Below are 23,989 nucleotides of genomic sequence, written 5' to 3'. Positions count from 1 at the left end.
TAGCGGAAATTATGAGGGGTGGGTGACTTAGTGGGAAATTGCGCTGGCCCTTCTTAATTTTCGTTGCAGGCTGAAGCAAAATCTTAGCAGTTAGCTCAGACAGATCATTTTGTAGTGAGTGTTGAAGCGAGAGGCCAGGTACCGTCTCGCTTCGCATCTGGCTGCGCCTGACTCCAGTGGATAGTTGCTGGTCGACGATTGCTTTGCATTAAATTACGCGAGTACCGTGACGGGCAGCTGTGTGGCCTATCTGGCGAGCGAGGTTTTGCCATGTGACCGCAGGTGCTTCGCTTTTCAATTGATCCAAGGAGATTGAAGGCCGCCCCTTGAGCGCTCCGTTTGACAACACGTAAAAGCTCCAATTTTCAATCGCAATGACAGATTTGGCTAATGTGTATTGATCTTGTTTGTGCAGAGATTTTTCACTAGGCTTCCAGTTGTGATTTTTGTTCCAGTTGTCATGGCGCTCCTCTACTCTTTTGCAGATCACTTCATCCAGCTTTAGATAGGCAAAAATATAGATATCTGACCAGTGATTTCTCGGGGTGTTTTTTCCTGTCTGAGGGTCGAAGCCTTTTGCAAAAGAGGTTTTGAATTTTTTGTCTGACGTGTAAGAGTCTTTAGACTTCACTTGAACGGTGTACTTTTTGTTTCCGATAAAAAATACTAGGTCGTGGATGTCTTGCTCGATCTTAGTCTTGAAGTGATCAACTGGTACTGAAAGGAGAGATTGAGGATCCTGCAGAGCTTTCAGAACAAGGTACTCAGCAATGTATCCGCGCAAATAGGTGTTGTGGAGGGTGGAAAAGCTCCAGGCCCAGAAGTCTTGTAGGAGACCTTGCCCGCTGGGGGCGCCGTTCAGGGTGAATGGAAGCATTCCATCAAGGGGGTCGTGCATGTGCATTAAAAATTTGCCTAACAAAATGATGCTGAATAGCCATTATTGCAGGCTTGCGACTGTGCCAGTAGCTCTTCGGCCTGGCGGGCAGCATAGAGTCTAAGCCCAGATCGTTCAGGGTCAGTCCACAATAAGGAGCTTGGCTCCAGTAGCCGTCGATGACCGATGCGCCTCCGCATCGTCTCCCACTTGATAGCTCATACCCGGCTGCAAGGTGAAAGTCCGACCATCCTCCAGCTCGGTGTCCAGCCGACCTTCCAGGCAGAACAGGATATGACCCTTCCGGCACCAATGATCGGCCACATATCCTGGGGTGTACTCAACCCATCGAACCCGAACATCCCCAAACAGACAGGTACGCCAATACGCCGTACCGTTCTCGCCTGGATAGGCGACAGGATCGATTTTTCACCAGTCCGTGGTGCCAAACGGGATTGCTGTCAGTTCCATGACAACCTCGTAGAAACAGTGAGGCCTGAACCGTACCGATGAAGTCGCTCTGCCGATAGGTACAGACCGCTGGGAATTCGGACACCTGCCTCAGGGGCCAAGCTGCTTCAACACCGCCGCCACAATCGCTTCCGGCCTGTCTTCCTGCATCAGGTGGCCTGAGTTCTCTACTCGGACGCAGGGCTGTCGGGAGATAAGCTCAGCAAGACGCTCCCCTTGGGAATAGGGAATCCAGGTGTCCTCCGAGCCCCAAAGTACCGATACGGGGCAATCCAGCTTCCCGTAGAGCGGTTCGATTTCGTCGGTGTAGCGCTGATTCATCTGTGCGATCTGCCTGTAGAAGGCCGTCTGGCCAATCGGCCCCAGCCATGGAGCGCTGTACGCTTGCAGGGCTTCGTCACTGAGGGGATTGGCCGCAGCGGTTTGCAGATAGGCTGCCAGCAGCGCCCGGTGCATGTACTCGGGCATCCCGGAAAAGGCGGCCTCATGTTGACGGACATGCTGAACGAAAGAAGAGCCCCAGGGTGCCAGGGCTACGGCATCGAAAATGGTGAGGGATGCATAGCGCAGACCATTCAGGTAGTAAGCGCGCAGTGCTGTCGCGCCTCCAAAGTCATGGGCCAGGACGTCAGGGCGCTCGATGCCCCATTCCTCGAAAAGCGCAGCCAAGACGTTGTTCTGCATCGCCAGTGAAACGTCCTGGCCTTCCCTCATTTCAGACAGGCCATAGCCAACCAGGTCGAAGTAATACACGGTCCTGCGGTCAGCGAGATGAGGTATGACGCGCCTCCATACCTGCGAAGAGAAAGGGGTACCATGGATGGCGACCAGCGGCGCGCCTGTTCCCATTTTTCCCCATCTGACGGTGTTGCCTTCGATGCTCGATGCGTAGGGTAGATCCAACATGGGCTCACCTCACATTGTCATTTAGCTAAATGACTATATGATTCAGGCATGGACAGATCAATACAGATGAAAGCGATGAGCAGTGAGGTTCGCATGGCGATCCTTCGCCTGCTCGCAGCGCCCCGTAACCACTTCGCTGAACAATGGTCGGCAGACCCCGTCGAGTTCGGCGTCTGCATGACCCTTATCGCAAGTGCGCTGGGTATCGCCCAGCCAACAGCGAGCCGGCACCTTGAAATTCTCAAGCAGGCGAGGTTCATCTCGGTTTCAAAGCAGCAAAAATGGTCGTACTGCAAGCGTAACGATGCCGAGATTCTCGAGTACCTGGAGTGGCTCAGGCTTGAGTTGGCGCCGGGTGGATGTGTCTAGCAATTTTGGTTCGCTGGTGCCGCGCAGCACCGCAGGCGATCCGCTTCACCGCAGAGCAAACAAGGAGAGTGAGTGCCAATGGGCAAAAGCTTGGAAAAGGTCCGAGAGTGGCTCACGCCACGCAGGCGCATCTGGGCAGGATTAAGCCTGTTAGCCGCGTACTATTTGATTCCGGCAGTCTGCTCGGGAACGAGGGTGGATTGGCTGATAGGGCCAGCAGCCGTTTTCCTCATAGGCGGCCTCATGCCCGAGTCGACCAGAAAACAATGAGGCGCTGATGGGCAGCGCCAGCGGGTCGAAGGAGGGCAGCAGGCATTTTTCGCCGCTGCCCTGTCTGGCGTTACTTACCGCGAGGCTTGCCAGCGTCACCGCGCCTATCACGGACTTGGCCGTCCTTGTTGCGAGAGCGTGGTTGTTCACCACCGCCAGGTGTGGAGTCTCTTGGCCTTTCCCGAATCCAGGAAGCGACAGCGGCAGATGCAAAAGAGGGAAGGGTTGGGCGACCAGCATTTGGGCTTGAGGACCAGCTCTTTCAAGTGTTGAGAATGGCGTTCGACTTGGACTTGCCGGGGTCGCTTTGCGACCCTTTCGCGGCACAAGGCCGCTCCTACAGGTGACCGCACCCTCCTGTAGGAGCGGCCTTGTGCCGCGAAAGGGCTGCAAAGCAGCCCCGGCAATCTTGAATTGAGGCGGCCATATCCGAAAAAAAGCGCAAAGACCTTTTGGGGACGGTAGGTTGGGGCAAGCTATTGAGTCGAGCCCCAGAGCGTCCTTCTAGCCGGCCTGGGGTGATGCTCAAGCCTCCGGAACCCCTTTCTCCCAAACCGCCCAATTCTTCAGAATCTCCTGCACCAGCGGATTCCCAGTCCGATAGAGATTCTCCAACGCCGGAACAAAACCGCCCTGGTCGGCATACTCGAGCAGATTCTCAACCTCGCTTCCCCCTGGCTCAGGCCGATCAAAATCAGATCCCGCCCGCACCACCGCCACCCGCTGCACATCCACCAACCCTTCGCGACTGGCCCGCAGCAGCGCTTCATAGGTGGAGTTATCTTCCTGCTGAGTCGTGCAGTACTCCCCCTTGTTATCCGTCAGCAACCGAGTCCAGACCTCGGCCCGCTCACTCAGGCGCGTCCCGGAAAACCAGGTGTTGCCCGCCACGGTGTCACACCGGGTCACCACCGGCGGCTGGTTGGCCGGTGTCATCGGGTACTTGAGCCGCCAGGCCGCCGATTCCTTGCTCTCGCTCAGGCTAACCCCGTGTGACAGGGCATAGGCCTTGGCCTGCAGCTTCGGATTGAGCTCGAAGACCTCGGTCTTGTAGTCCAGCGGCGGCTTCTCGTTCGGGCCCTTGGTGTTGATCCCCAGGTAGCCCGTCGGCCAGTCCTTGGGCGCATCCCGTGAGTCCAGCTCCCACTGGGTGCCGAATTCCACCAGGTAATGGGCCCAGGCGGTGGTGCCGAGGGTCCCGTGCTTCGGGTTGATCCCGGCAATCCCCGCGACCAGGAAGTAGCTCTTGCGCAGGTCGAACTTCGGCGACAGCGCCAGTGCCAGGGTCGAGGCCGCGGCGTTGGTCTGGCCCATGCCGGTCACCAGCAGGCAGACGTCCCGACTGTTGCAACGTATCACCGGATATTCCGCCGACAGGCCCGGTACACGCACCTCCTGCTTCAGCTCCAGGCGCTCGATCCAGTGCTGGGCCTCGGGGGCGAACATGGCGATCAGCATCACCTTGGGCCTGATTGGCGGCGCAGCCGTCTCGCCGGCCTGGGCCGTCGAGGTGAGCAGGATGCCGCAGGCCAGGCCCGCGGCGAGGGAAAGACGGTGCATCGGGTGCATGCGAGCCTCCATGGCGCAAGTGATCAGAACTGGTAGCCGACCCCGGCGTAATACCCCCAGCCATCGGACCGACCGCGGAAATCGCCGTCGCCGAAGTTCAGCTGGCTGCCATCCTGCCAGTTGCCGCCATTGTGGAAATGGCGGCCCACCAGGGTGAAGCGCAGGTGGGTGAAGGCGTACAGCAACACGTTGGTGGATACCGTGGCATTGGCCGTGCGGTTGGGGTTGTCCTTGTGCAGGTCCGAGCCGAAATCGAAGTTGGTGAAGCCGATATAGGTCAGCGAGGCGCCGTTGTCGAACTTGCCGAGGGGCACGATGTACTTGAGCTGGGCCCGGTAGCCGTCCCACGAGTACTCGTTGCTGGCGCCATAGTTTTCCCACTGGTAACGGCCGTAGAAGTTGGCCGACAGGTTGACCCGTGAATGGGTGTCGATGTCGGTGCCCAGGCCGCTGTACAGGGTGTTGGCGCGGTTGGCGCTGTTGCTGCCGTGGTCGTAGATCCAGTCGAAGGCTACGTACCACTCCTTGAACGGGCCGACGGCCAGGCTGCGGCCGGCCAGGTAGTCGATGGAGATCCGCGGTTCGTGCTCCATGAACAGCGGCGAGCCGTGGTCCCACGCGCCTTTGTCATGGCTGTTGCCGATGTCGAGGATCTTCGGGATGTCGATGTAGCCGTACAGCTCGAACGGCCCCTTGCGGCCGAAGTACTCGTATTCGAGGTAGATATCGTCGACAGGGCGGGGGCCGAAACTGATGTCCTTGGTGCCGATCAGGGTGAAGTTCTGGTTGTACCAGTCCGACAGATAGGGCCCCGATTTGGCCGGTGCGGCGGCCGGGCTCAGGGTCTCGCCCTGGGCTGACTCGCTGGGGGGATTGTCCTGGGCCTGGGTGGTGACGCTGAGTAGTCCCGTAACAGCGCCCAGTAGCAAGGAGACAGCCAGGGGGGAGCGAGCCGCTGGGTGGAGGGAAGCAGGTTGACGCATTGAAAGTCCTTGTTCATGCGGTGGTAGCCCCAAGAGGCTGAGGTGAGCGAAAGCTTCGGCGATTGTTCGCATAATTGTTTTGAGCAAACGTTTGCATACTCTGTACCAACCTGCCAGAGGTCTTTCAAATAAAGCTGAATTCGGGGTATTAGCTGACCTTCCGGTTAGGACGCTGCACGGAAAATGGGCGAGGGATGGGGGCAGGCACACGCATGGGGCGGTCTTGCTGCGCAGGTAATGGGGAGTTGATTGAACGCGGGTGGTTTAAGCGATGGGCTTGCGGCGCCTCATCAGAGGGGCGAGCCGCAAATCCATCGCCATCTTGCTGGCATCACTTCACTGCAGGGTTTCGGGCTTCCTCCCTTTGGAGGCCTCCTTCAATCCCTGTTCCATCCGCCCGATTATCTGCGCCAGTATCGCCGCTCTTTCCTGCTCTCCCGACGCTTTCATCCGTGCATGATCCCGCCGCAGGTTCAGCAGGCATTTCTGTAGTCCAAGCGCCGAGCTGTCGTAGTTGTCCATGTCGTTCTCGCTGGCCGTGGGCATCCGTGCCGTTGTAGGAAAGGCTCGACGGTATCAGGTCAATTCCCCAGCCAATACTGATTATTCATACACCGGATCACAAACACGTAGAAACGTCCTACAGCGACAAAAGAGCCGTCTTACAGGATCGCCGGGGTGAATGTTTCGGCATACGTCCGCTCATTTTTCGGCAGGCCCCGGAGTACAAGGCCTGCCACGGAACAGACGGGGCGCGGAGGCAATCCGCGCATCCCGGCACCCGACACGCGCCGCCGAAACGATATGTTGCAATTGCCCTTACAGATGGTCCGCATCCACCACGGCCTTGACGAATGCCTCGGGCGCTTCCTGCGGCAGGTTGTGGCCGACGCCGCCGCTCACCAGGCGGTAGGCGTACTTGCCGGTGAAGCGCTTGGCGTAGGCCTCGGCCGGTGGATGCGGCGCGCCGTTGGCATCGCCTTCGAGGGCGATGGTGGGCACGCCGATGGCGGGGAAGGTGGCCAGCTTCGCCTCCAGCGGGTCGTAGCGGGTCTCGCCCTGGGCCAGGCCGAGCCGCCAGCGGTAGTTGTGCACGGTGATGGCGACCTGGTCGGGGTTGTCCAGGGCCTTGGCGCTGCGCTCGAAGGTGGCGTCGTCGAAGGCCCACTGCGGCGAGGCGGTCTGCCAGATCAGCCGGGCGAAGGCGTGACGGTTGCTGTCGTAGCCGGCGCGGCCGTGCTCGGTGGCGAAGTAGTACTGGTACCACCACTGCAGCTCGGCGCTGGGCGGCAGCGGGGTCTTGGCGGCTTCCTGGCTGCTGATCAGGTAGCCGCTGACCGACACCAGCGCCTTGACCCGCTCGGGCCACAGGGCCGAGACGATATCGGCGGTGCGCGCGCCCCAGTCAAAGCCGCCGAGCACGGCGCGCTTGATCCCCAGGGCGTCCATGAAGGCGATGACATCGCTGGCCAGGGCGGCGGGTTGGGCATTGCGCGGAGTGTTCGCGGAGAGGAAGCGGGTGTCGCCGTAGCCGCGGGCGTAGGGCACCAGCACCCGGTAGCCCTGGGCGGCCAGTTGCGGCGCCACCTGCTCGTAGCTGTGGATGTCGTAGGGCCAGCCGTGCAGGAGGATCACCACCGGGCCGTCGGCGGGGCCTTGTTCCACGTAGGCGACGTCCAGTACGCCTGCCTGGACATGCTTGAGCGGGCCGAAGGGGGTGGACTGGCGGGCTGCGGCAGGCGAGCAGGTTTCCTCGGCTTGACTGGGGGTGGCAGCCAGCAGGGCCAGGGGCAGCAGGGCGCAGGCGAGCAGGGCTGAGCGGTTGAGGCGGTTGGCGGTGGCGAACATGGTGCATCTCCTTGGCGGGCCATCGGTGTGGGCTGGATGGCGTGTAGTTAAGGAGGTGGCTGTGTCCGGGGTGTGTCGGGTGGTGGTGGGGTGGACATTTGTGTGTATCGGGAGGCGGTTGGTACACAGAAAGCTACAAAAGGGCAGGGCTTCGTGAGCAGTTTCAGCTATCGGCGTGGGAGCGGGCTTGGCCCGGGATGCAGTGGATGGCACCGGCCAGGCCGGTGATCGCGGGGCAAGCCCGCTCCCACGCAGACCTCGCTAGTTTGCTACATCAGAGTGTTGAGATTTGGGCGTCCGTGGGTTTCATCGTTCGCCTGGGCCTGCAGCCAGCGCACCACCTGCTCGGCGGCTGAGCCTGCCTGCGGAGCATGCCCGGCGAGCAGATGGAAGCCTGCATCGCTGTGCAGTTCATGGCCTTCCAGGGCCAGTATCAGGGTGCCGGCCTTGAGGGCATTTTCCACCAGCAGGCGGGGCACCAGGGCGATGCCCATGCCTTGCTCGGCGGCCTCGATGGCGAGGATGGTCTGGGAGAACACCGGGCCGCTGAAGCGCGTGCCGGGCAGCGCGTAGTGATCGAACCAGCGCTTCCAGTTGTTGTGGCTGTCGGAGATCAGCGGCTGCTGCGCCAGATCCGCGGCTTGCCGCCAAGGGCGCTCGCCGCGCAATGCCGGCGCGCACACCGGCACCGCCACGCCGGGCAGCAGGGGCAGGGCGTAGGCGTCGGCGAAGGGCGGCGCTCCCCAGCGCACCGCAAGGTCCACGGCGCCCTTGCCGCTCAACGGGCGGGTACTGTCGGAGGCATCGATCATCAGCGCCACCTGCGGGTGGGTCTGGGCCAACAGGCCCAGGCGCGGGATCAGCCAGCGGCTGGCGAAGGCGGGGGTGGTGCTGAGCAGGATCTGCCGGGGATCACGCTGGCTGTCGCGCTCCAGCAGTTCGCCGGTGGCGTCCTCGATGATGTCCAGCGCCAGGCGCACGCGGGTCAGGTAGTCGGCGCCGTCCCGGTTGGGCCGCAGGCCCCGGGGCAGGCGCTCGAACAGTGGACGGCCGAGCTTGTCCTCGAGGGTGCGTACCTGCTGGGCGACGGCGCCGGGGGTGACGTGCAGCTCGTCGGCGGCAGCGCGGAAGCTGCCCAGGCGGGCGGCGGCCTCGAAGGCCACCAGGTGGTTGACGATGGCGGGGGCGTTGCGTCGTTTGGGCGCGCTCATCCAGTAGATTTCCTGCAGGCTGCTGCCAGTATTTGTGATTGGTGCGGTCAGCCGGATTCTGGCTTCATGGGCCTACTTGATCAACTCCCCGAAGGAGCAGCATATGTCTTCGCAGAAAGTCGCAATCATTACCGCAGGAGGCAGTGGCATGGGTGCCGAGGCCGCGCGGCGGCTGGCCGCCGATGGCTTCAGGGTGGCAATCCTGTCGTCGTCCGGCAAGGGCGAGGCGCTGGCGGCCGAGCTGGGCGGGATCGGCGTGACCGGCTCCAACCAGTCGGTAGAAGACCTGCAGCGTCTGGTGGATACCGTGATGCAGCAATGGGGGCGGGTCGATGTGCTGGTCAACAGCGCAGGCCACGGCCCGCGTGCGCCGGTTCTCGAGCTGAGCGACGACGACTGGCACCGTGGCATGGAGGTGTACTTCCTCAACGTGGTGCGCCCGACCCGCCTGGTGACGCCGATCATGCAGCGCCAGGGCGGCGGCGCCATCATCAACATCTCGACCTTCGCCGCCTTCGAGCCGGATCCGGCGTTCCCCACCTCCGGGGTGTTCCGCGCCGGGCTCGCGGCCTTCACCAAGCTGTTCGCCGACCGTTACGCGGCCGAGAACATCCGCATGAACAACGTGCTGCCGGGCTTTATCGACAGCCTGCCGGAGAAAGAAGAATTCCGTAGCCGAATTCCCATGGAGCGGTACGGCAAGGCCGAGGAAATAGCGGCCACCGTCGCCTTCCTGGCCTCCGAGGGCGCGGGCTACATCACCGGGCAGAACCTGCGGGTCGATGGCGGCATCACCCGTTCGGTGTAACTGGCGTGGCGGGCATACAGCTGGGCGGCGACTTCCGTTAGCATGTCGTCCCTGTTTCCCGCTATCCGGATCCGCCCCATGAGCACCCCGATGTTCCGCCAGGCCACGGCAACCGACGTGGACCGTTGCTACCAGATCGAAACCAGCGCCTACGAAGGCGACGAAGCCGCCACCCGCGAGAAGATCGCCACGCGCATCGCCCAGTACCCGGAGGGCTTCCTGGTGCTGGAGGCCGATGGCCAGGTGATCGGCTTCATCAACAGCGGCTGCGCCGACCAGGTGGTGATGTCGGACGAGGCCTTCAAGGAGCTGGTCGGGCATGATCCGCTGGCGCCCAACGTGGTCATTATGTCGGTGGTGCTCGACCCTGCGTTCCAGGGCCTGGGCCATGCCAGTCGGCTGATGGCGCGTTTCGTCGAACAGATGCGCGAGCGCGGCAAGGCGACCATTCACCTGATGTGCAAGGAGCGGCATGTCGGGCTGTACGAGAAGATGGGCTACGCCTATGTACGCCCGTCGGCCTCCGATCATGGTGGCATGGCCTGGCACGAAATGATCATGGTGCTCTGAAGGGCCTTCGACTAGCATCGACGCTTTTCGCAGCCAGGGAGAGGCCTGTGAACTACGTCGTGATTGCCGCACACCGCAGTGAGTATCCTGCGCCCATCACCTTCGCCCGAGGCACGCTGCTGGACATCGGCCAGCGTTACGAAGGCGACGAGCACTGGGAGGACTGGTACCTGTGCCGTTGCCAGGGCCAGGAGCCGGGATGGGTGCCCGGCCAGCTCATCGAGCGGCTTGGCGTTGGCCGGGGCAGGGCGGTGGAGGCTTATTCAGCCCATGAGCTGGACGTCGACCCCGGCCAGTCGCTGGAGGGCCTGCGCCCCCTGAACGGCTGGCTCTGGTGTCGTCGGGCTGGCAACGGGGAGCTGGGCTGGGTGCCGCTGGCGAAGCTGCGCCTGCAGGACTGAGCTCAGGCCATGGCCAGTACAGCCGCGCTGTCGAGAATCCGCGCGTAGTCCATGGCCAGGTTGCCCAGGGCCAGGGCATGGACGTCCTCCGCCGGCCACAACCGGCCCTGCAGGTCGTGCTGGTCGAAGGTGTAGCAGGCGTCGGCCACCACCACCGTATCGAACCCCAGGTTGCCCGCCGAGCGCGCGGTCGATTCCACCGAGTTGTTGGTGATCACGCCGACGATGACCAGTTGGCTGATGCCGCGCTGGTGCAGCCAGCGTTCAAGGCCACTGTTGCAGAAGGCATCGGGCACGTGTTTTTCGAACACGGTCTCGCTGGCCTGCGGGGTGAAGGCGGGTTGGAACTCGCAACCGGGTTGGCCAGGCCAGAACACTGAATCCGGATCGCGGGAGATGTGCCGCACGTGTATCACCGGACGGGTGCTTGCGCGCCAGGCGGCGAGCAGTTCGCTGATGCGCTGTTCGGCTTCGGGGTTGTTGCGACGGCCCAGGCGTGGGTGGTTGATGCCGTTCTGCATGTCGATGATCAGCAGGGCGGCGTTGCTGGCGGGCGCGGTCATCTCCGGGAGTTCTCCTTGTCTGGGCTTTGGACCGTAGCACAGGTGTGCTGCCTGCGCAGATGTCATCGCGGGGCAAGCCCGCTCCCACGAGCGTACGACGCGAGGCTAACGCGATCGGCGTGGGAGCGGGCTTGACCCGCGATGGGAGAAATCACCATCTGATCCGCTTTTTTTCCACGAACCTGAATCTGTAACCGTATCAGCCGCTGCCGGACAATACGTCCAGGCCCAGCCTTCCAACCCGGTGTGCGCTGGGCAGGCTGCCCCGCTGCACTGCCGCAGCGGCCAGCCCCGCCGTTACGTCATCACACTGTAGAGGTTCCGATGGGCAAGCTCGCGCTGTTTCTGGGTGGTTTTCTGCTGCTGACTATCATGATTGGCCTGCTGGGTACCATTCCGCCAAGCTGAGCCGTAAAATTTTCCTGTCCCGGCCCGCCTGGCGCAATGGCGGGCCAGACCCTTCCCCCCAGGTTTTCCCGCCCCCTGGCCGCAGTCGTCTAGACAAGCGGTAGCTGCAAGTCGTTCTCAAGTACAAGTCGCTCGTGTAATCTCCCGCCCCCAATCCCAGGGCCCGGGTACACGGGCCGTTTACTTGCCTTGGAGACAATACACACTATGGAATGCAAGAAAGGCACTGCAGCGATGCTGGAGTGGCGCGGTCGTTTTCTCGGTGAGGGCATCCTTCACGAAGCGGACTACGATCAGGCACTGCGCCGTGCCGAAGAGTTGGAGCGTTCCGGTGTGATCAGCGCTAGCGAATGGATCGAGTTGGTCAAGCTGGCCAATGCGGCCTTGCTGCGCTTGTAAAAATTCCTTCAAGGCTTGCAGAAACTGTCCACAAAAATCGTGGGTAGGTCTGTGGATAAAGCGCTACAGGCCATGGTTTTCAGGGCCTCTGTTAGATTGAGCAGAAATTGAGCAGCCCTGTTCAGGGCTGTTCAACACTCCGCGCGCCTGCCTCGCGCAGGGTCTGCAGCAGCTCACGGACCTTCGCCGGCAGGTCGCCGGCCGGGTACACGGCGTGCATCTGCGGGTCCTGCCCGGTGCTGGATGTCAGGTGGTAGTCGGGGCAGACCCGCACCAGGCGCCCGGCACGTACCTCCGGCTCCCCCAGCCAATCCGCCAGCCGGGCGATACCGGCCCCCGCCAGGGTACTTTGCAGCACCGCCACCCCCGAGCCCAGGCGCAGCCGTGGTCGCGGGCGCAGGCTGACGATGTGTCCGTCCTTGCTGAAATGCCAGGCCTTCAGGATGCGCGGCGCGGTGTGCAGGATCAGCGTATGCCGCTCGAGGTCTTCCAGCACCTGCGGTGTGCCGGCCAATGCCAGGTACTGAGGGCTGGCGTAGAGATGGCGGCGGTAACGCCATAGGGGATAGCCGATCAGCTCGCTGGACTGCGGGAAGGCCCCGCGGATCACGAAGTCCAGCTTGCCTTGCAGCGGGTCGAAGGCTTGGTCGCCGTACTGTACGTCGAGGGTGACGTGGGGGTGGCGTCGGGCAAACTCGGCCAGCACCGCCGGCAGCACTTGCTGGGCCAGCACCTCGGGCGCAGCCAGGCGGATCCAGCCCTGGGCGTCGCCGGTCAGCGCCGCCAGTTCGTCGGCGGCATCCCGTTGCACATCCAGCAAGCGTTCGGCGTGGGGCAGTAGCCGCTCGCCGGCTTCGGTCAGGGATACCGAGCTGGTGCTGCGATTGAACAGCTTGGCGCCGCTGTTATCCTCCAGGGCCTGCACGGCCCGCGTTACCGCGCTGGGTGAGCGACCCAAGGCACGGGCGGCGCTGACGAAGCTGCGCTTGTGCGCGACGCTGACGAACGCCTGTATTTCACGCAGCATGTCCAGTGCCATCGCGAGGATCCTTATTGCAGTTTTCGCAATATGGCATTTCAACACAAGCGCGCCGCTTTGATTAGTCTGGCAGCCTGTTTTATGCCGCCCGGACCCCCGAGATGATGGATATCGCCCTGCTTTCACTGTTTGCCTTCGCCGCTGGCCTGATCGACGCCGCCGTGGGAGGCGGCGGCTTGATCCAGATCCCGGCGCTGTTCAACGTGCTGCCCAACGCCCAGCCAGCGGCGTTGCTGGGCAGCAACAAACTGGCCTCGGTGTGCGGCACCAGCTTTGCGGCGCGTTCGTTCATTCGCAAGGTCAAGCTGGACTGGGGGCTGATCGTGCCGGCGGCGCTGAGCGCCTTCGTGATGTCGTTCTGCGGGGCGGCCACCGTGTCGCTGGTGCCGGCCAGCGTGATGCGGCCGATGGTGCTGGTGCTGATCGTGCTGATGGCCATCTACACCTTCTGCAAGAAGGACTTCGGCACCTTGCACAAACCCAGGGTGATCGGCGGCAAGGAACAGTGCCTGGCGGTGCTGATCGGTGGCGCCATCGGCTTCTATGACGGATTGTTCGGCCCGGGCACCGGCAGCTTCCTGATCTTCCTGTTCATCCGCTTCTTCGCCCTGGATTTCCTGCATGCCTCGGCCTCGGCCAAGCTGGTCAACATCGCCACCAACCTGGCCGCGCTGGTGTTCTTCATTCCGTCGGGCAATGTGCTGTGGGCCATCGCGCTGCCGATGGCGCTGTTCAACATCCTTGGCGCGCTGACCGGCACCTGGCTGGCGGTGCGCAAGGGGGCTGGGTTCGTGCGCGGTCTGTTCCTGGTGTTGCTGTGCGTGTTGATCGCCAAGCTGAGCTGGGACCTGCTGGCCGGCTGAGTCACACCACCTGGCGCTGCCCTTCGGCCTGCTCGACCCGGTTGCGGCCCTGGGCCTTGGCCCGGTAGAGCGCCTGGTCGGCGCTGGCCAGCAGTTCGTCCAGGCTGGGCGCGGGGGTGTCGGCGGCGCAGCCGCTTACGCCGATGCTCACGGTGATCCGCAGCGCCTGCCCGGGCTGCGCGATGTGCTGGTCCTGTACCGCCCGGCGCAGGCGCTCGGCGGTGAACCTGGCCAGCTCCGGCGCCAGCCCCGGGACGACGATGACGAACTCCTCGCCTCCCAGGCGGGCGAACAGCTCGCCGTCGTGCAACTGGTCCTGCAGGGTCGTGGCGAACTGGCGCAGCACCTGGTCGCCGACTGCGTGGCCATGCTGGTCGTTGATGGTCTTGAAGTGATCGATGTCGAGCATCATCAAGGTCAGCGGCGCTTGCTGGCGGTTGTCGAGCAGGGCGTGGGCGCGGCGGATGAAGGCGCTGCGGCTGAGGGTCCCGGTCAGGTGGTCGATGGTCGCCTGATGCGCCAGGCGCGCCATCAGGCTGCGGTTGGCGCTGCTGACGCAGGCCAGCACCAGCGGGCCGAGCACCAGCATGGCGATGCCCAGGCGCGCCGACATCAGGGTGGTGACCCCCGATTCGCTCTGCGGGATGCTGAAGTGCATGAGGTTCTGCGCCACGGCGACGATCAGCGTGCTGCCGGCGGTGAGCGCCAGCAGCGCCACCAGGAATGGTGAGTAGCTTAGCGCGCACCACAACAGCGCGGCGATCGGGAAGGCGATCGCCCCGGGGCCGCCGAAGAGGATGCTGACCGCCAGTGAGGCCAGCAGCACCAGCAGCGGTGCCAGGCGGATCGGCTGGCTGGCGCTGCTGTGGCCGCTCAGGGCGCGTGGCGAGGGGGCGGTGAGCAGCACGGGCAGGACCAGCACGCTGGTGGAGAACTGTTCGCTGAACCAGGCAAGCCAGGTAGCGCTCAGCGATTGTTCGAACCAGGGCGTGGCCATCACGCAGGCCAGGCTGGCGGCGACAATGGCACCGACCGCGCAGGCGCCGAACAGGCACAGGGTGCCGTGGGGCGTGCGCAGGCGTCGATGCACGCGTGCCAGGCGGGCCATCAGGTACCAGATGCTGATGATGGCGCCGAGGTTGCACAGGTTGAACCACAGGGCCGGTTTCCAGGTACTGCCGCAGGCCAGGTCGGCGACCACCATGGCCAGGTAGATCAGGGCGAAGCCGAAGGGAGTGGCCTGGCGCGGATTGCGCAGCAGCACCCCGGCGAGCACCGCGTTCACCGGCCAGAACAGCGACAGCGACTCGATGGGGCGGGCGAGGATGCCGGCCAGGGTCAAGGCCAGGGTCAGGCCGAACAGACTCAGCAGGGGCAGCAGGCGCGACGGGGCTGGTGACACCATGGGCTCGACCGGCAAGCGAAGACAGAATCCAGGAAAACGGCTGTAGGCACCTGGGACGATAGTCTGTGAGTGTCTTTCAAGTCGCCAATTGATGTCAATTCGCCGCAAATCGCCTGGATCGTGCCGCCGACTACAGGCCGAACACCCACGGTACCATCAGCACGGTGACCAGCATCACCAGTAGGGTGAAGGGCACCCCGATTTTGACGAAGTCGGCGAAACGATACTGGCCGGGGCCCAACACCAGGGTGTTGACCGGCGACGACACCGGCGTCATGAACGCCGCCGACGCCGCCAGGGCCACGGTCATGGCGAACGGGTAGGGCGACATGCCCAGTTGGTGAGCGGTGCTGACCGCCACCGGGGCCATCAGCACGGCCGTCGCGGTGTTGGAGATGAACAGGCCGATCAGCGCGGTGAGGGCGAACAGGCAGGCAAGGATCACGCTCGGCCCGGCGCCGCCGAGGGCACCGACCAGCGCGCCGACGGCCAGGTCGATGCCGCCGGTCTTCTGCAGGGCCAGGGCGAAGGGCAGCATGCCGACGATCAGCACCAGGCTCTGCCAGTGGATGGCGCGGTAGGCGCTGTTCATGTCGATGCAACGGCCGGCGCCCATCAGCAGGCAGCCGATCAAGGCGGCGATGACGTTGGGCACCAGGCCGCTGACCATCAACCCGACCATCACCGCCAGGCTGATCAGCGCGTAGGGCGCGCGGGCGCGGGCCGGGGCGACCTGGTCGATTTCCGCCGGCAGGCTCAGCACCAGGAAGTCGCGGGGCTTGCCCTGCAGCTGGCGCACTGCCTTCCACGGACCAACCACCAGCAGGGTGTCGCCCAGGCGCAGCTTTTCTTCCACCAGCTGCCCTTCGATCGCCTGCTGGTCGCGGCGCAGGCCGACCACGTTGAGGTCATAGTGGGTGCGGAAGGTCAGCTCGAGAAGGGTCTTGCCGATCAGTTGCGAGCCCGGAGGCAGCGAGATCTCGGCCATGCCCACTTCCTGGGACTGGTCGATGAAATAGGCCGCCTTGAAGTGCAGGGGCTCGAGCAACATCGACTGGCACAGGCTGCGCAGGTCGTCGCGGTTGGCGAACAGGTCCAGCAGGAGCACGTCGTCCTGTTGCAACAGGGTACCGGAGTCGGCGGTGATCACCCGGGTGGTGAACTTGTGCTGGCGCTCGATGCCGATCACGTTGGCGCCGTGGCGGGTGCGCAGTTCCAGCTCGCCCAGGGTGTGGCCGATCAGCGGCGAATGGGGGCGGATGCGCAGGCGCCGCTCGCGGCCGCTGAGCTTGTAGTCCAGCACCAGATCGAGCAGGGTGCGGCGGCTCTCGACGCGGCCGTCCTTGCGTACCTCGCCGTTGAGCCAGTGGCGGGTCAGCAGCATGTAGCCGATGCCCAGCACCAGCACCACCAGGCCGAAGGGCGTGAAACTGAAGAAGCCGAAGCCGCTTTCGCCGTGGCGCACCAGCTCGCTGTGCACCACCACGTTCGGCGGGGTCGCCACCAGGCTGAGCATGCCGCTGATCAGGCCGGCGAAGCTCAGCGGCATCATCAGCCGGCTGGGCGAGAGTTGCAGGCGCGCGGCGATGCTCAGCACCACCGGGATGAAGATCGCCACCACGCCGGTGGAGCTCATCACCGAGCCCAGGCCGGCCACTGCCACCATCAGCAGCACCAGCAGGCGCGCCTCGCTGTTGCCGGCGCGCTCGCTCATCCATTCGCCGATGCGGTAGGCGATGCCGGTGCGCACCAGCCCTTCGCCGATCACGAACAGCGCGGCGATCAGCACCACGTTGGGGTCGCTGAAACCAGCCAGGGCCTGCTCGACGGTGAGAATGCCGGACAGCGGCAACGCGAGGATCACCAGCAGCGCGACCACGTCCATGCGCGGACGGTTGATGATGAACAGGACGACGACGACGGCCAGCAGGCCTAGGACCCAGAGCAGCTCATGGTTCATGGGGAGGGGATGTTCCTTCACACAGGGGCACGAAAGGCGATGGCCCTAGTGTGGCAGCTTGACGCGAATGCGTCGTTGACGTGCTGCAGTGTTTTTCCGGGTGGTGACCAGGTGCGCGATGAGAGAGTGCTTGGGGGCGGATGTGTTGAAGCCAACTTTGTGGGAGCCAATTTTGTGGGAGCGGGCTTGCCCCGCGATGGCGGCTGACCTGGAGGCGATGTTGTCCAGGCTGACCTCATCGCGGGGCAAGCCCGCTCCCACAAGGCCCGCAGGCCCGTCCGTATTACTTGTCAGTGGCGATGCTTGTGCTTGCGGTTGTTGTCGCCCATGTGGTTGCCGATCGCACCGCCCGCCGCGCCGCCCAGGCCTGCGCCGATGGTCGAGCCGTTGGAGCCGCCGAGCTTGCCGCCGATCAGCGAGCCGCCGGCCGAACCCAGGCCACCGCCGATGGCGGCTTCGGTGCGGTTGCCCTTGCGTGCGCCCACCGCGCTGCCGGCCGCGCCGCCCAGGCCTGCGCCGATGGCCGCGCCGGTGCTGCCGCCGATCTGTTTGCCGACGACGTTGCCCAGGGCGCCGCCCAGGCCGCCGCCGATGGCCGCTGTGCCGTCACCGGCGAAAGCGCCCTGGCAGAGCAGCAGGCCGAGGGCGAGGGAAGGCAGAGTCAGACGCATGTTGTGAACCTCAGGGGAATCATCAGGGGTAGGGTGCCGCGTGGTCGGCGGCGAGTCAGGGTGTGAAAGACGCTTCAGCGGTAGTAGCGGTCACGGTACTGGCGGTCGTCATCGTCACGGTCGTGGCGATGGTGATGACGGTGGCCGCGGTCACGGTCGCGCCAGCCGTCGTCATCGTCGTGGTAGTGGTTGCTGTAGCAGCCACCGAGCAGCAGCAGGGTGGCGACCATCGAAAGGCTTGCAAGGCGTTTCATCACGTTATAGGTCCTTGATCCGCAACGGTTTACGCGGTACTTCCTGTGACCTGTGGCGATCGATTTGGTTCTTTGCCGCGCAAACTTTTATCGCGGCGGCGATGAGCGGCAGCGGCGATTCCCCGGCCGGCCCTGCAATGTTAGAGTCAGCTTCTTTTTTTGTCCCGAGGATGGAACATGCGAGCAATTCTGCCGATCACCGTGGCGCTGCTGCTGGCGGGCTGTGCATCGTCGACCATGGAAGCGGCGCGCAACGGCTCGCCTACCGCACGCCTGGATTCGCACAAGACGCCGGACCTGGTCGCCCAGTGCATCCAGTTCAGCTGGCAGGAAGAGAACACCTTCGGGGTCGATGCCAGCGGCTACCTGGAGGCGCGCAAGCAGGGCGGGTTCACCGTGTATACCCGGGAGGCGGAGTCGTTCGTCGATGTCTACGCCCAGGCGGGGGGCACGCGGGTCGACTATTACGCGCAGAACAATGACGGCGTGGCGTTGCAGCGCCGGGCTGCCGCGGCCACCTGCCTGTAATGCCTGGGAGCGGCCGACTACTTAGCTTGGCTGCGCCTCGCGCTCGGCAGTGATGTCCTCGAACACGCTGATCAGGTGCTCCGGCTGCCCGTCGGCGCGCCGTTCCAGCGAGGTGCGAGCCCGCACCCAGATATAGTGCCCGTCCTTGTGGCGCACGCGTTTCTGCACCTCGTAACGCTCGATCTCGCCGGCCAGCATGCGCTGCAGCAACGCCAGGTTGCCTGGCAGGTCGTCGGGGTGGGTGAGCTGCTGGAAGGTCGTGCCGTACAGTTCGTCCTCGCGGTAGCCCAGCAGCTCGCAGAAGCTGCCGTTGACCCGCTGCCAGCTGCCATCCGGGTCGATGTAGGCCAGCGCGCCCCAGGCCAGTTCGAAGATGGTGCGAAAACGCGCCTCGCTCTGGCGCAGCTCTTCTTCGGCCACCTTGCGCTCGGTGTTGTCCATGCTGATGCCGACCATCTTCACCGGGCGCCCGACGCTGTCACGCAGCACTGTGGCGCGCGAGGCGATCCAGCGCTGGCCGCCATCGGGGCGGGTGATGCGAAAATCGCATTCGCAGCCGGTGCCATCGGCCACCGCCTGGGCATACATGCCCTGCATGTGGCGGGCGTCATCGGCGTGAATGTGTTCCCAGAAGTCCTCGTTGCGGCGCAGCGGCCAGCCATAGACCGCCTCGACGTTGGGCGAGTAGGTCACTTCGTCGGTGACCAGGTTCCATTCCCAGGTGACGATGCGCGCGCCTTCCTGGGCCAGCTTCATGCGCGTCTCGCTTTCCATGATCTCGGCGGTGTAGCGGCGGCGCACGTCGGTCATCGGCAGCTCGACCACCTCGGCCTGCTGCACGCTGTGCAGGGCCTCCTCGCCGTAGCGCAGCCAGATCCAGTTGACCTTGAGCAGGTCGGCCAGGCGGCGCAGGTTGTCGTAGTCGATCTCGCCGCCGCGGGTCCACTTGTGCACCGCCGTGCGCGAGATCCCCAGCGCCGTGCCCACGGCCTGCAGGGTCAGCTTGTGGTGTTCGAGCAGTTCCTTGAGGCGAAAGGCGAAGCTGTTTTCGGTCATGGGCGCTGGATCCTTGGGCGGGCACGAAGCGGGCAGTATACCCGAGCCGTCAACTTCTGGTTGACGGGGTGGTTGCCGGGTTTGTCGGGGCCGGTTAACGTGGCGCCTGACTCACTCAGGACAGGGAAGCACCGTAATGAGCCGATCACTGGAACTCAACCGCGCCAGCTGGGACGAGCGCGCACCCCTGCACGCCGCCTCCGGGGACTACGAGGTCGAGCGCTTCATCGCCGAGCCCGGGCACCTGTCCGAGGTGGTGCGCTTCGACCTGCCGCGCCTGGGCGATATCCACGGCCTGCGCGCGGTGCACCTGCAATGCCATATCGGCACCGACACCCTGTCGCTGGCGCGACTGGGCGCCGAGGTCTGCGGCCTGGATTTCTCCGCGGCGTCCCTGGCCCAGGCACGCCAGCTGGCCGAGCGCTGTGGCGCGGGCATCGCCTATGTCGAATCGGACGTCTATCAGGCCGCGCAGGTATTGCCTGTGGGGGCTTTCGACCTGGTCTACACCGGCATCGGCGCGCTGTGCTGGCTGCCGAGCATCGAGCGCTGGGCGCAGACCGTGGCGGCGTTGCTCAAGCCGGGCGGGCGGCTGTTCCTGCGCGACGGCCACCCGATGCTGATGGCCGTGAACGAGGACCATCAGGACCGCCTGCAACTGGAGTACCCGTATTTCGAGCGCGAGGCACCGACGGTGTGGCACAGCGACGAGACGTATGTCGAAACCGACCGGGCACTGACCCAGACCGAAACCCATGAGTGGAACCATGGCCTGGGTGAGGTGATCACCGCGCTGCTGAACAACGGCCTGCGCATCACCGGCCTGGAGGAGCACCAGAGCATCCCCTGGGAAGCGCTGCCGGGGCAGATGACGCTGGGCGATGACGGCGAGTGGCGCCTGAACGAGGCGCCGTGGCGGTTGCCGCTGAGCTATACACTGCAGGCGGTCAAGGGGTAGAGGTCGAGAATTGCGTGTACGCGAGTCGTGGGAGCGGGCTTGCCCCGCGATAAGGGCCGCCATTGCAATCGCGGGGCAAGCCCGCTCCCACGAACCCCGCACCATTTCAGCCAGGGGCCAGCGTCCTCAGGACAGGAACCCACCATCGACATTGAGTGCGGTGCCGGTGGTATAGCTGGAGGCATCGCTGGCCAGGTACAGCACCGCGCCGGCCATCTCGCTCGGGTCGGCCACGCGCTTGAGCGGGATCTGCTGCAGCGCGGCGTTGCGGATGCTGTCGTTCTTCACCAGCGCCGAGGCGAACTTGGTGTCGGTCAGCCCCGGCAGCAGGGCGTTGCAGCGGATGCCGAACTGCGCGCACTCCTTGGCGAAGACCTTGGTCATGTTGATCACCGCCGCCTTGGTCACCGAGTAGATGCCCTGGAACAGCCCGGGCGAGACGCCATTGATCGAGGCCACGTTGATGATGCTGCCGCCGCCGTGCTCGCGCATCAGCTTGCCGGCTTCCACCGACATGAAGAAGTAGCCGCGGATATTGACGTCGACGGTCTTCTGGAATGCGCCCAGGTCGGTGTCCAGGACGTTGCAGAACTGCGGGTTGGTGGCGGCGTTGTTGACCAGGATGTCGAGGCGGCCGAACTGCTCGCGGATGCCGGCGAACACCTGCTGGATCTGCTCCATCTCGCCGATGTGGCAGGCCACCGCGGTGGCCTTGCCGCCGGCGGCGACGATCGCCTCGGCCACCTGCTGGCAACCGTCGAGCTTGCGGCTGGAGACGATCACATGGGCACCCTGCTGGGCCAGCAGGTGGGCGATGGCTTCGCCGATGCCGCGGCTGGCGCCGGAAACGAAGGCGATCTTGCCGTCGAGGTCGAACAGGTGGGTCTTGGACATGCGCGTATTCCTTGTTGTCTGCCGGGATTACAGGCTGGATTTGCCGATCAGTTGCAGGCTCATCTGCTCCAGCAGCCGGTTCATGTGGATGAACTGGGCGAAGCGCTTGTCCTGGGTCTGGCCGTGGAAGAAGCGGTAGTAGATCTGCTGGACGATGCCGGCCAGGCGGAACAGGCCGTAGCAATAGTAGAAGTCGAAGTTGTCGATGCGGATGCCGGCGCGCTCGGCGTAGTAGTCGACGAACTGCTGGCGAGTGAGCATGCCCGGGGCATTGCTCGGCTGGCGGCGCATCAGTTGCACCGGCGCCGGGTCGCCGGCCTCGATCCAGTAGGCCAGGCTGTTGCCCAGGTCCATCAGCGGGTCGCCGATGGTGGCCATCTCCCAGTCCAGCACGCCGATGATGCGCATCGGGTTGGCGCTGTCGAGGATGACGTTGTCGAAGCGGTAGTCGTTGTGCACGATGCCCGGGCGCGGGTGGTCGGCGGGCATCTTCTCGCGCAGCCAGGCGATCACCTGCTCCCAGCGCGGCGCGTCGGGCGTCAGGGCTTCTTCGTAGCGGCTGGCCCAGCCTTCGATCTGGCGCTGCACATAGCCTTCCGGCTTGCCCAGGTCGGCCAGGCCACAGGCGTGGTAGTCCACCTGGTGCAGCTCGACCAGGCGGTCGATGAAGCTCTTGCACAGGGCTTCGGTGCGGCCGGCGTCCAGGTCCAGTTCGGCGGGGATGTCCGAGCGCAGGATGATGCCGTTGACCCGTTCCATCACATAGAACTCGCCGCCGATCAGCGACTCGTCGGTGCAGTGCACGTAGGCCTTGGGGCAATAGGGGAAGCCGGCGTTGAGCTGGTTGAGGATGCGGAACTCACGGCCCATGTCGTGGGCCGACTTGGCCTTGTGGCCGAACGGCGGGCGGCGCAGCACGAACTCCCGGTCCGGGTAGCTGACCAGGTAGGTCAGGTTGGAGGCGCCGCCGGGGAACTGGCTGATGCTCGGTGTGCCCGCGAGACCGGGAATGTGATCCTTGAGGTACGGATCGATGACGGCCGCGTCGAGTTCTTCGCCGGGGCGTACCTGGGTGGACTGGTCGGTGAGCGTCATGCGATTTCCTTATGATCGGTAGCAAGGACTATTGGCTAATCTAATTTCCTGTCAAAGCTGGTACAAGCGTGCCAGACGTTTATTGGCCTGGGTGTTGCCGGGCGATCAATGGCCCTGATGGGCGGGCCTTGCGGCAGGCGAAAAAAAACCGAAGCACATGCGGCTTCGGTTTTTTCATTGGCGATTCGCCGCGCCGATCAGGCCGGGAACAGCTCGCTGAGCTTCATCGACAGCATCATGTCGCCTTCGACGCGCAGCTTGCCGCTCATGAAGGCCTGCATGCCGTCGGTGTCACCGCTGACGATGCCCTTGAGGGTGTCGCTGTCCAGTACCAGGGTGCAGTTGGCGTCGGCGTTCTCGCCTTCCTGGATCTCGCAGGTGCCATCCTTGACCAGCAGGGCGTAGTGCTTGTCTTCGTCGGTGATGTTGAAGCCGAACACCAGGTCCAGGCCGGCGGCAGCGGATGGGTTGAATTTTGCCTTCATCGCCTCGACGGCTTTAGCTACATCGCTCATGGTGTATTCCTTGTTAAGTGATTTTCGCGTCCGCAAGGACACAACAGACCGGGCTCATCGGTAGGTGACGAGCTCCGGCAACCGCAACAGCCGCACATGGGCTTGGCTGTTGAAGGAAGCCAGGGTGACGTCGCGGCCACGGAACTTCAGGTGGCTGAGCGACGTGTTGATGATCTGCCAGTTCAGGGTGAACGCCTGAGCCGGCGTGATTCCGCTTACCAGGTGGAGCAGGGCGGCGATGGTGCCGCCGGAGGTGAACAGGGCGATGTTGTCGCCACTGGCCGCGCTGTCGAGCAGGCGCCGCAGGCCATCGCCGACCCGGCCGGTGAAGGCCTGCCAGGTTTCCAGGTGTTCGTCGTGGGCATGTTCGCCGTCGTGCCAGCGCTGCACCATCAGGGCGAACAGGCGCTGGAACTCGCCGCGGTGCTGGGCGCCGTTGCGCAGCACATGCAGGGCCTCGGGCTCTTCGGGCAGCAGGGCCGGGAGCAGGGCGCGGATCACGCCGTCGGCGTCGAACTCGTTGAAGGCCGCGTCGGTCTCTATGGTCGGGACTGCCTCGCCATGGGCCTGCAGCGCGTCCAGGGCCAGGCGGGCGGTGTCCTGCTGGCGACGCAGGGTGCCGGCCACGCAACGGTCCAGGCGCAGGCCCAGCTGGGCGAGGTGCTCGCCCAGTGCCTGGCTCTGACGCTCGCCCACCGGCGAGAGGACGTCGTAGTCAGCGGCACCGAAGGAGGCTTGGCCATGTCGGATCAGGTAGAGATTGCCCACGTTGAAGTCCGGCCCGGTTGGAGGTTGCTGCGAGGTTAGGTTGCCCCAGGCGGGCTGTCAACGAAAAAACATACAAGCGTTTGAAAAGGTCGTTTGAACTGTGTTGCCAGCATTTTCACCGGCTGGCAGCGGCTCTGGCGCCCCGGTATGCTTGCATCCAGTTCGCGCCCTTGCGGCGCTGGTTTATCAAGGAGTCAATGTGGAGTTTCTTGCCAACTGTCCTTGACGCGGGTGAGCCCCAATGAATCCAGGGCTTTGACCGATGATGACCAGCACCACCAACACCCCTCTGTCACAAAGATGTCCCAACGTGTCACAACTGGCTGTTCC

The 23,989-nt window shown here is 64.1% G+C and carries 27 protein-coding genes; 8 read left to right on the top strand and 19 right to left on the bottom strand.

All coding sequences use genetic code 11. From position 1 onward, the window contains the following. Window positions 1–208 precede the first annotated feature (208 nt). The 3 genes from K2O50_RS16125 to K2O50_RS16115 form a co-directional block, all read right to left on the bottom strand. A complete protein-coding gene (locus K2O50_RS16125; protein WP_156329645.1) occupies window positions 209–904 on the bottom strand; it encodes a hypothetical protein in 696 nt (231 codons plus the stop codon). Between the two features lie 114 nt (window positions 905–1,018). Further along, the gene (locus tag K2O50_RS16120) at window positions 1,019–1,303 is read right to left on the bottom strand and encodes a DHCW motif cupin fold protein (RefSeq protein ID WP_256206008.1); all 285 of its coding nucleotides are present in this window, start codon (window positions 1,301–1,303) and stop codon (window positions 1,019–1,021) included. 135 nt (window positions 1,304–1,438) lie between these two features. After that, entirely contained in the window at window positions 1,439–2,254 is an 816-nt protein-coding gene (locus K2O50_RS16115; protein ID WP_050706298.1) for an alpha/beta fold hydrolase, read from the bottom strand. A 66-nt stretch (window positions 2,255–2,320) separates the two neighbouring features. Between K2O50_RS16115 and K2O50_RS16110 the strand changes: the two genes are divergently transcribed. Continuing rightward, window positions 2,321–2,623: a helix-turn-helix transcriptional regulator gene (locus tag K2O50_RS16110; protein WP_218188898.1), complete on the top strand. Its 303-nt coding sequence runs from the start codon at window positions 2,321–2,323 to the stop codon at window positions 2,621–2,623. Window positions 2,624–3,418: 795 nt separating this feature from the next. Here K2O50_RS16110 and K2O50_RS16105 read toward each other — a convergent pair. From K2O50_RS16105 to K2O50_RS16085, 5 genes are all read right to left on the bottom strand, one after another. Continuing rightward, complete coding sequence (locus K2O50_RS16105; RefSeq protein WP_050706296.1) at window positions 3,419–4,462, bottom strand: purine nucleoside permease; 1,044 nt, start codon at window positions 4,460–4,462, stop codon at window positions 3,419–3,421. Window positions 4,463–4,485: 23 nt separating this feature from the next. Continuing rightward, on the bottom strand, window positions 4,486–5,445 hold the full coding sequence (locus tag K2O50_RS16100; RefSeq protein ID WP_050706295.1) for a nucleoside-specific channel-forming protein Tsx: 960 nt from the start codon (window positions 5,443–5,445) through the stop codon (window positions 4,486–4,488). A 336-nt stretch (window positions 5,446–5,781) separates the two neighbouring features. Next, window positions 5,782–5,967 (bottom strand): hypothetical protein, encoded by a 186-nt coding sequence (locus K2O50_RS16095; RefSeq protein ID WP_052895982.1) that lies wholly within the window; start codon window positions 5,965–5,967, stop codon window positions 5,782–5,784. A 297-nt stretch (window positions 5,968–6,264) separates the two neighbouring features. Next, complete coding sequence (locus K2O50_RS16090) at window positions 6,265–7,293, bottom strand: alpha/beta fold hydrolase (protein ID WP_050706293.1); 1,029 nt, start codon at window positions 7,291–7,293, stop codon at window positions 6,265–6,267. A gap of 269 nt (window positions 7,294–7,562) precedes the next feature. Then, window positions 7,563–8,504 carry a LysR substrate-binding domain-containing protein gene (locus K2O50_RS16085; RefSeq protein ID WP_050706292.1) on the bottom strand — a complete coding sequence of 314 codons (942 nt, stop codon included), beginning with the start codon at window positions 8,502–8,504 and terminating at the stop codon, window positions 7,563–7,565. Between the two features lie 103 nt (window positions 8,505–8,607). Here K2O50_RS16085 and K2O50_RS16080 point away from each other — a divergent pair, with 103 nt between their 5' ends. The 3 genes from K2O50_RS16080 (at window position 8,608) to K2O50_RS16070 (ending at window position 10,283) form a co-directional block, all read left to right on the top strand. Continuing rightward, complete coding sequence (locus tag K2O50_RS16080) at window positions 8,608–9,312, top strand: SDR family oxidoreductase (protein WP_050706291.1); 705 nt, start codon at window positions 8,608–8,610, stop codon at window positions 9,310–9,312. Window positions 9,313–9,390: 78 nt separating this feature from the next. After that, entirely contained in the window at window positions 9,391–9,882 is a 492-nt protein-coding gene (locus tag K2O50_RS16075) for a GNAT family N-acetyltransferase (RefSeq protein ID WP_050706290.1), read from the top strand. Between the two features lie 47 nt (window positions 9,883–9,929). After that, window positions 9,930–10,283, top strand: coding sequence for an SH3 domain-containing protein (locus K2O50_RS16070; protein WP_220689834.1), 354 nt, complete (start codon window positions 9,930–9,932; stop codon window positions 10,281–10,283). A gap of 2 nt (window positions 10,284–10,285) precedes the next feature. Here the strand turns inward: K2O50_RS16070 and K2O50_RS16065 are convergent, their stop codons facing one another. Next, complete coding sequence (locus K2O50_RS16065; RefSeq protein ID WP_050706289.1) at window positions 10,286–10,846, bottom strand: cysteine hydrolase family protein; 561 nt, start codon at window positions 10,844–10,846, stop codon at window positions 10,286–10,288. Window positions 10,847–11,461: 615 nt separating this feature from the next. Here K2O50_RS16065 and K2O50_RS16060 point away from each other — a divergent pair. Next, window positions 11,462–11,653 (top strand): hypothetical protein, encoded by a 192-nt coding sequence (locus K2O50_RS16060; protein ID WP_028691846.1) that lies wholly within the window; start codon window positions 11,462–11,464, stop codon window positions 11,651–11,653. Window positions 11,654–11,774: 121 nt separating this feature from the next. On the opposite strand, the gene K2O50_RS16055 is transcribed toward K2O50_RS16060, so the two are convergent. Further along, window positions 11,775–12,692, bottom strand: coding sequence for a LysR family transcriptional regulator (locus tag K2O50_RS16055; RefSeq protein WP_050706288.1), 918 nt, complete (start codon window positions 12,690–12,692; stop codon window positions 11,775–11,777). A gap of 101 nt (window positions 12,693–12,793) precedes the next feature. On the opposite strand from K2O50_RS16055, the gene K2O50_RS16050 reads away from it, so the two are divergent. Beyond that, window positions 12,794–13,555 (top strand): TSUP family transporter, encoded by a 762-nt coding sequence (locus K2O50_RS16050; RefSeq protein WP_050706287.1) that lies wholly within the window; start codon window positions 12,794–12,796, stop codon window positions 13,553–13,555. Window position 13,556: 1 nt separating this feature from the next. On the opposite strand, the gene K2O50_RS16045 is transcribed toward K2O50_RS16050, so the two are convergent. The 4 genes from K2O50_RS16045 to K2O50_RS16030 form a co-directional block, all read right to left on the bottom strand. After that, window positions 13,557–14,975, bottom strand: a complete 1,419-nt coding sequence (locus K2O50_RS16045) for a GGDEF domain-containing protein (RefSeq protein WP_050706286.1) — start codon at window positions 14,973–14,975, stop codon at window positions 13,557–13,559. A gap of 115 nt (window positions 14,976–15,090) precedes the next feature. Continuing rightward, window positions 15,091–16,920, bottom strand: a complete 1,830-nt coding sequence (locus K2O50_RS16040; RefSeq protein ID WP_050706285.1) for an SLC13 family permease — start codon at window positions 16,918–16,920, stop codon at window positions 15,091–15,093. Between the two features lie 290 nt (window positions 16,921–17,210). Next, complete coding sequence (locus K2O50_RS16035; protein ID WP_050706284.1) at window positions 17,211–17,591, bottom strand: glycine zipper domain-containing protein; 381 nt, start codon at window positions 17,589–17,591, stop codon at window positions 17,211–17,213. A 74-nt stretch (window positions 17,592–17,665) separates the two neighbouring features. Further along, on the bottom strand, window positions 17,666–17,845 hold the full coding sequence (locus K2O50_RS16030) for a hypothetical protein (protein ID WP_046855050.1): 180 nt from the start codon (window positions 17,843–17,845) through the stop codon (window positions 17,666–17,668). Between the two features lie 177 nt (window positions 17,846–18,022). Between K2O50_RS16030 and K2O50_RS16025 the strand changes: the two genes are divergently transcribed. Then, on the top strand, window positions 18,023–18,373 hold the full coding sequence (locus K2O50_RS16025) for a hypothetical protein (protein ID WP_050706283.1): 351 nt from the start codon (window positions 18,023–18,025) through the stop codon (window positions 18,371–18,373). Window positions 18,374–18,394: 21 nt separating this feature from the next. Here K2O50_RS16025 and K2O50_RS16020 read toward each other — a convergent pair whose 3' ends face one another. Beyond that, window positions 18,395–19,429, bottom strand: a complete 1,035-nt coding sequence (locus K2O50_RS16020; RefSeq protein WP_050706282.1) for a helix-turn-helix transcriptional regulator — start codon at window positions 19,427–19,429, stop codon at window positions 18,395–18,397. Between the two features lie 136 nt (window positions 19,430–19,565). On the opposite strand from K2O50_RS16020, the gene K2O50_RS16015 reads away from it, so the two are divergent. Continuing rightward, window positions 19,566–20,387 carry a bifunctional 2-polyprenyl-6-hydroxyphenol methylase/3-demethylubiquinol 3-O-methyltransferase UbiG gene (locus K2O50_RS16015; protein WP_050706281.1) on the top strand — a complete coding sequence of 274 codons (822 nt, stop codon included), beginning with the start codon at window positions 19,566–19,568 and terminating at the stop codon, window positions 20,385–20,387. A gap of 126 nt (window positions 20,388–20,513) precedes the next feature. Here the strand turns inward: K2O50_RS16015 and K2O50_RS16010 are convergent, their stop codons facing one another. The 4 genes from K2O50_RS16010 to K2O50_RS15995 form a co-directional block, all read right to left on the bottom strand. Beyond that, on the bottom strand, window positions 20,514–21,281 hold the full coding sequence (locus K2O50_RS16010) for an SDR family oxidoreductase (protein ID WP_046856224.1): 768 nt from the start codon (window positions 21,279–21,281) through the stop codon (window positions 20,514–20,516). A gap of 27 nt (window positions 21,282–21,308) precedes the next feature. Next, a complete protein-coding gene (locus K2O50_RS16005; RefSeq protein ID WP_050706280.1) occupies window positions 21,309–22,376 on the bottom strand; it encodes a phosphotransferase family protein in 1,068 nt (355 codons plus the stop codon). 197 nt (window positions 22,377–22,573) lie between these two features. Next, the gene (locus K2O50_RS16000) at window positions 22,574–22,891 is read right to left on the bottom strand and encodes an SCP2 sterol-binding domain-containing protein (protein ID WP_050706279.1); all 318 of its coding nucleotides are present in this window, start codon (window positions 22,889–22,891) and stop codon (window positions 22,574–22,576) included. Between the two features lie 54 nt (window positions 22,892–22,945). Next, the gene (locus tag K2O50_RS15995; RefSeq protein ID WP_050706278.1) at window positions 22,946–23,659 is read right to left on the bottom strand and encodes a histidine phosphatase family protein; all 714 of its coding nucleotides are present in this window, start codon (window positions 23,657–23,659) and stop codon (window positions 22,946–22,948) included. Window positions 23,660–23,989: the final 330 nt, after the last annotated feature.

This window comes from Pseudomonas sp. 2hn (assembly GCF_019646095.1).
Taxonomy (GTDB): Bacteria; Pseudomonadota; Gammaproteobacteria; order Pseudomonadales; family Pseudomonadaceae; genus Aquipseudomonas; species Aquipseudomonas peradeniyensis.
This window is presented reverse-complemented; position numbering and strand designations above follow the sequence as displayed.

Bases quoted from the DNA above. Each gene is read 5' to 3' on its own strand.
- K2O50_RS16125 (WP_156329645.1), bottom strand. From the start codon at position 904: ATGCACATGCACGACCCCCTTGATGGAATGCTTCCATTCACCCTGAAC.
- K2O50_RS16115 (WP_050706298.1), bottom strand. From the start codon at position 2,254: ATGTTGGATCTACCCTACGCATCGAGCATCGAAGGCAACACCGTCAGA.
- K2O50_RS16110 (WP_218188898.1), top strand. From the start codon at position 2,321: ATGAAAGCGATGAGCAGTGAGGTTCGCATGGCGATCCTTCGCCTGCTC.
- K2O50_RS16105 (WP_050706296.1), bottom strand. From the start codon at position 4,462: ATGCACCCGATGCACCGTCTTTCCCTCGCCGCGGGCCTGGCCTGCGGC.
- K2O50_RS16100 (WP_050706295.1), bottom strand. From the start codon at position 5,445: ATGCGTCAACCTGCTTCCCTCCACCCAGCGGCTCGCTCCCCCCTGGCT.
- K2O50_RS16095 (WP_052895982.1), bottom strand. From the start codon at position 5,967: ATGGACAACTACGACAGCTCGGCGCTTGGACTACAGAAATGCCTGCTG.
- K2O50_RS16090 (WP_050706293.1), bottom strand. From the start codon at position 7,293: ATGTTCGCCACCGCCAACCGCCTCAACCGCTCAGCCCTGCTCGCCTGC.
- K2O50_RS16085 (WP_050706292.1), bottom strand. From the start codon at position 8,504: ATGAGCGCGCCCAAACGACGCAACGCCCCCGCCATCGTCAACCACCTG.
- K2O50_RS16080 (WP_050706291.1), top strand. From the start codon at position 8,608: ATGTCTTCGCAGAAAGTCGCAATCATTACCGCAGGAGGCAGTGGCATG.
- K2O50_RS16075 (WP_050706290.1), top strand. From the start codon at position 9,391: ATGAGCACCCCGATGTTCCGCCAGGCCACGGCAACCGACGTGGACCGT.
- K2O50_RS16065 (WP_050706289.1), bottom strand. From the start codon at position 10,846: ATGACCGCGCCCGCCAGCAACGCCGCCCTGCTGATCATCGACATGCAG.
- K2O50_RS16060 (WP_028691846.1), top strand. From the start codon at position 11,462: ATGGAATGCAAGAAAGGCACTGCAGCGATGCTGGAGTGGCGCGGTCGT.
- K2O50_RS16055 (WP_050706288.1), bottom strand. From the start codon at position 12,692: ATGGCACTGGACATGCTGCGTGAAATACAGGCGTTCGTCAGCGTCGCG.
- K2O50_RS16050 (WP_050706287.1), top strand. From the start codon at position 12,794: ATGATGGATATCGCCCTGCTTTCACTGTTTGCCTTCGCCGCTGGCCTG.
- K2O50_RS16040 (WP_050706285.1), bottom strand. From the start codon at position 16,920: ATGAACCATGAGCTGCTCTGGGTCCTAGGCCTGCTGGCCGTCGTCGTC.
- K2O50_RS16035 (WP_050706284.1), bottom strand. From the start codon at position 17,591: ATGCGTCTGACTCTGCCTTCCCTCGCCCTCGGCCTGCTGCTCTGCCAG.
- K2O50_RS16030 (WP_046855050.1), bottom strand. From the start codon at position 17,845: ATGAAACGCCTTGCAAGCCTTTCGATGGTCGCCACCCTGCTGCTGCTC.
- K2O50_RS16025 (WP_050706283.1), top strand. From the start codon at position 18,023: ATGCGAGCAATTCTGCCGATCACCGTGGCGCTGCTGCTGGCGGGCTGT.
- K2O50_RS16020 (WP_050706282.1), bottom strand. From the start codon at position 19,429: ATGACCGAAAACAGCTTCGCCTTTCGCCTCAAGGAACTGCTCGAACAC.
- K2O50_RS16015 (WP_050706281.1), top strand. From the start codon at position 19,566: ATGAGCCGATCACTGGAACTCAACCGCGCCAGCTGGGACGAGCGCGCA.
- K2O50_RS16010 (WP_046856224.1), bottom strand. From the start codon at position 21,281: ATGTCCAAGACCCACCTGTTCGACCTCGACGGCAAGATCGCCTTCGTT.
- K2O50_RS16005 (WP_050706280.1), bottom strand. From the start codon at position 22,376: ATGACGCTCACCGACCAGTCCACCCAGGTACGCCCCGGCGAAGAACTC.
- K2O50_RS16000 (WP_050706279.1), bottom strand. From the start codon at position 22,891: ATGAGCGATGTAGCTAAAGCCGTCGAGGCGATGAAGGCAAAATTCAAC.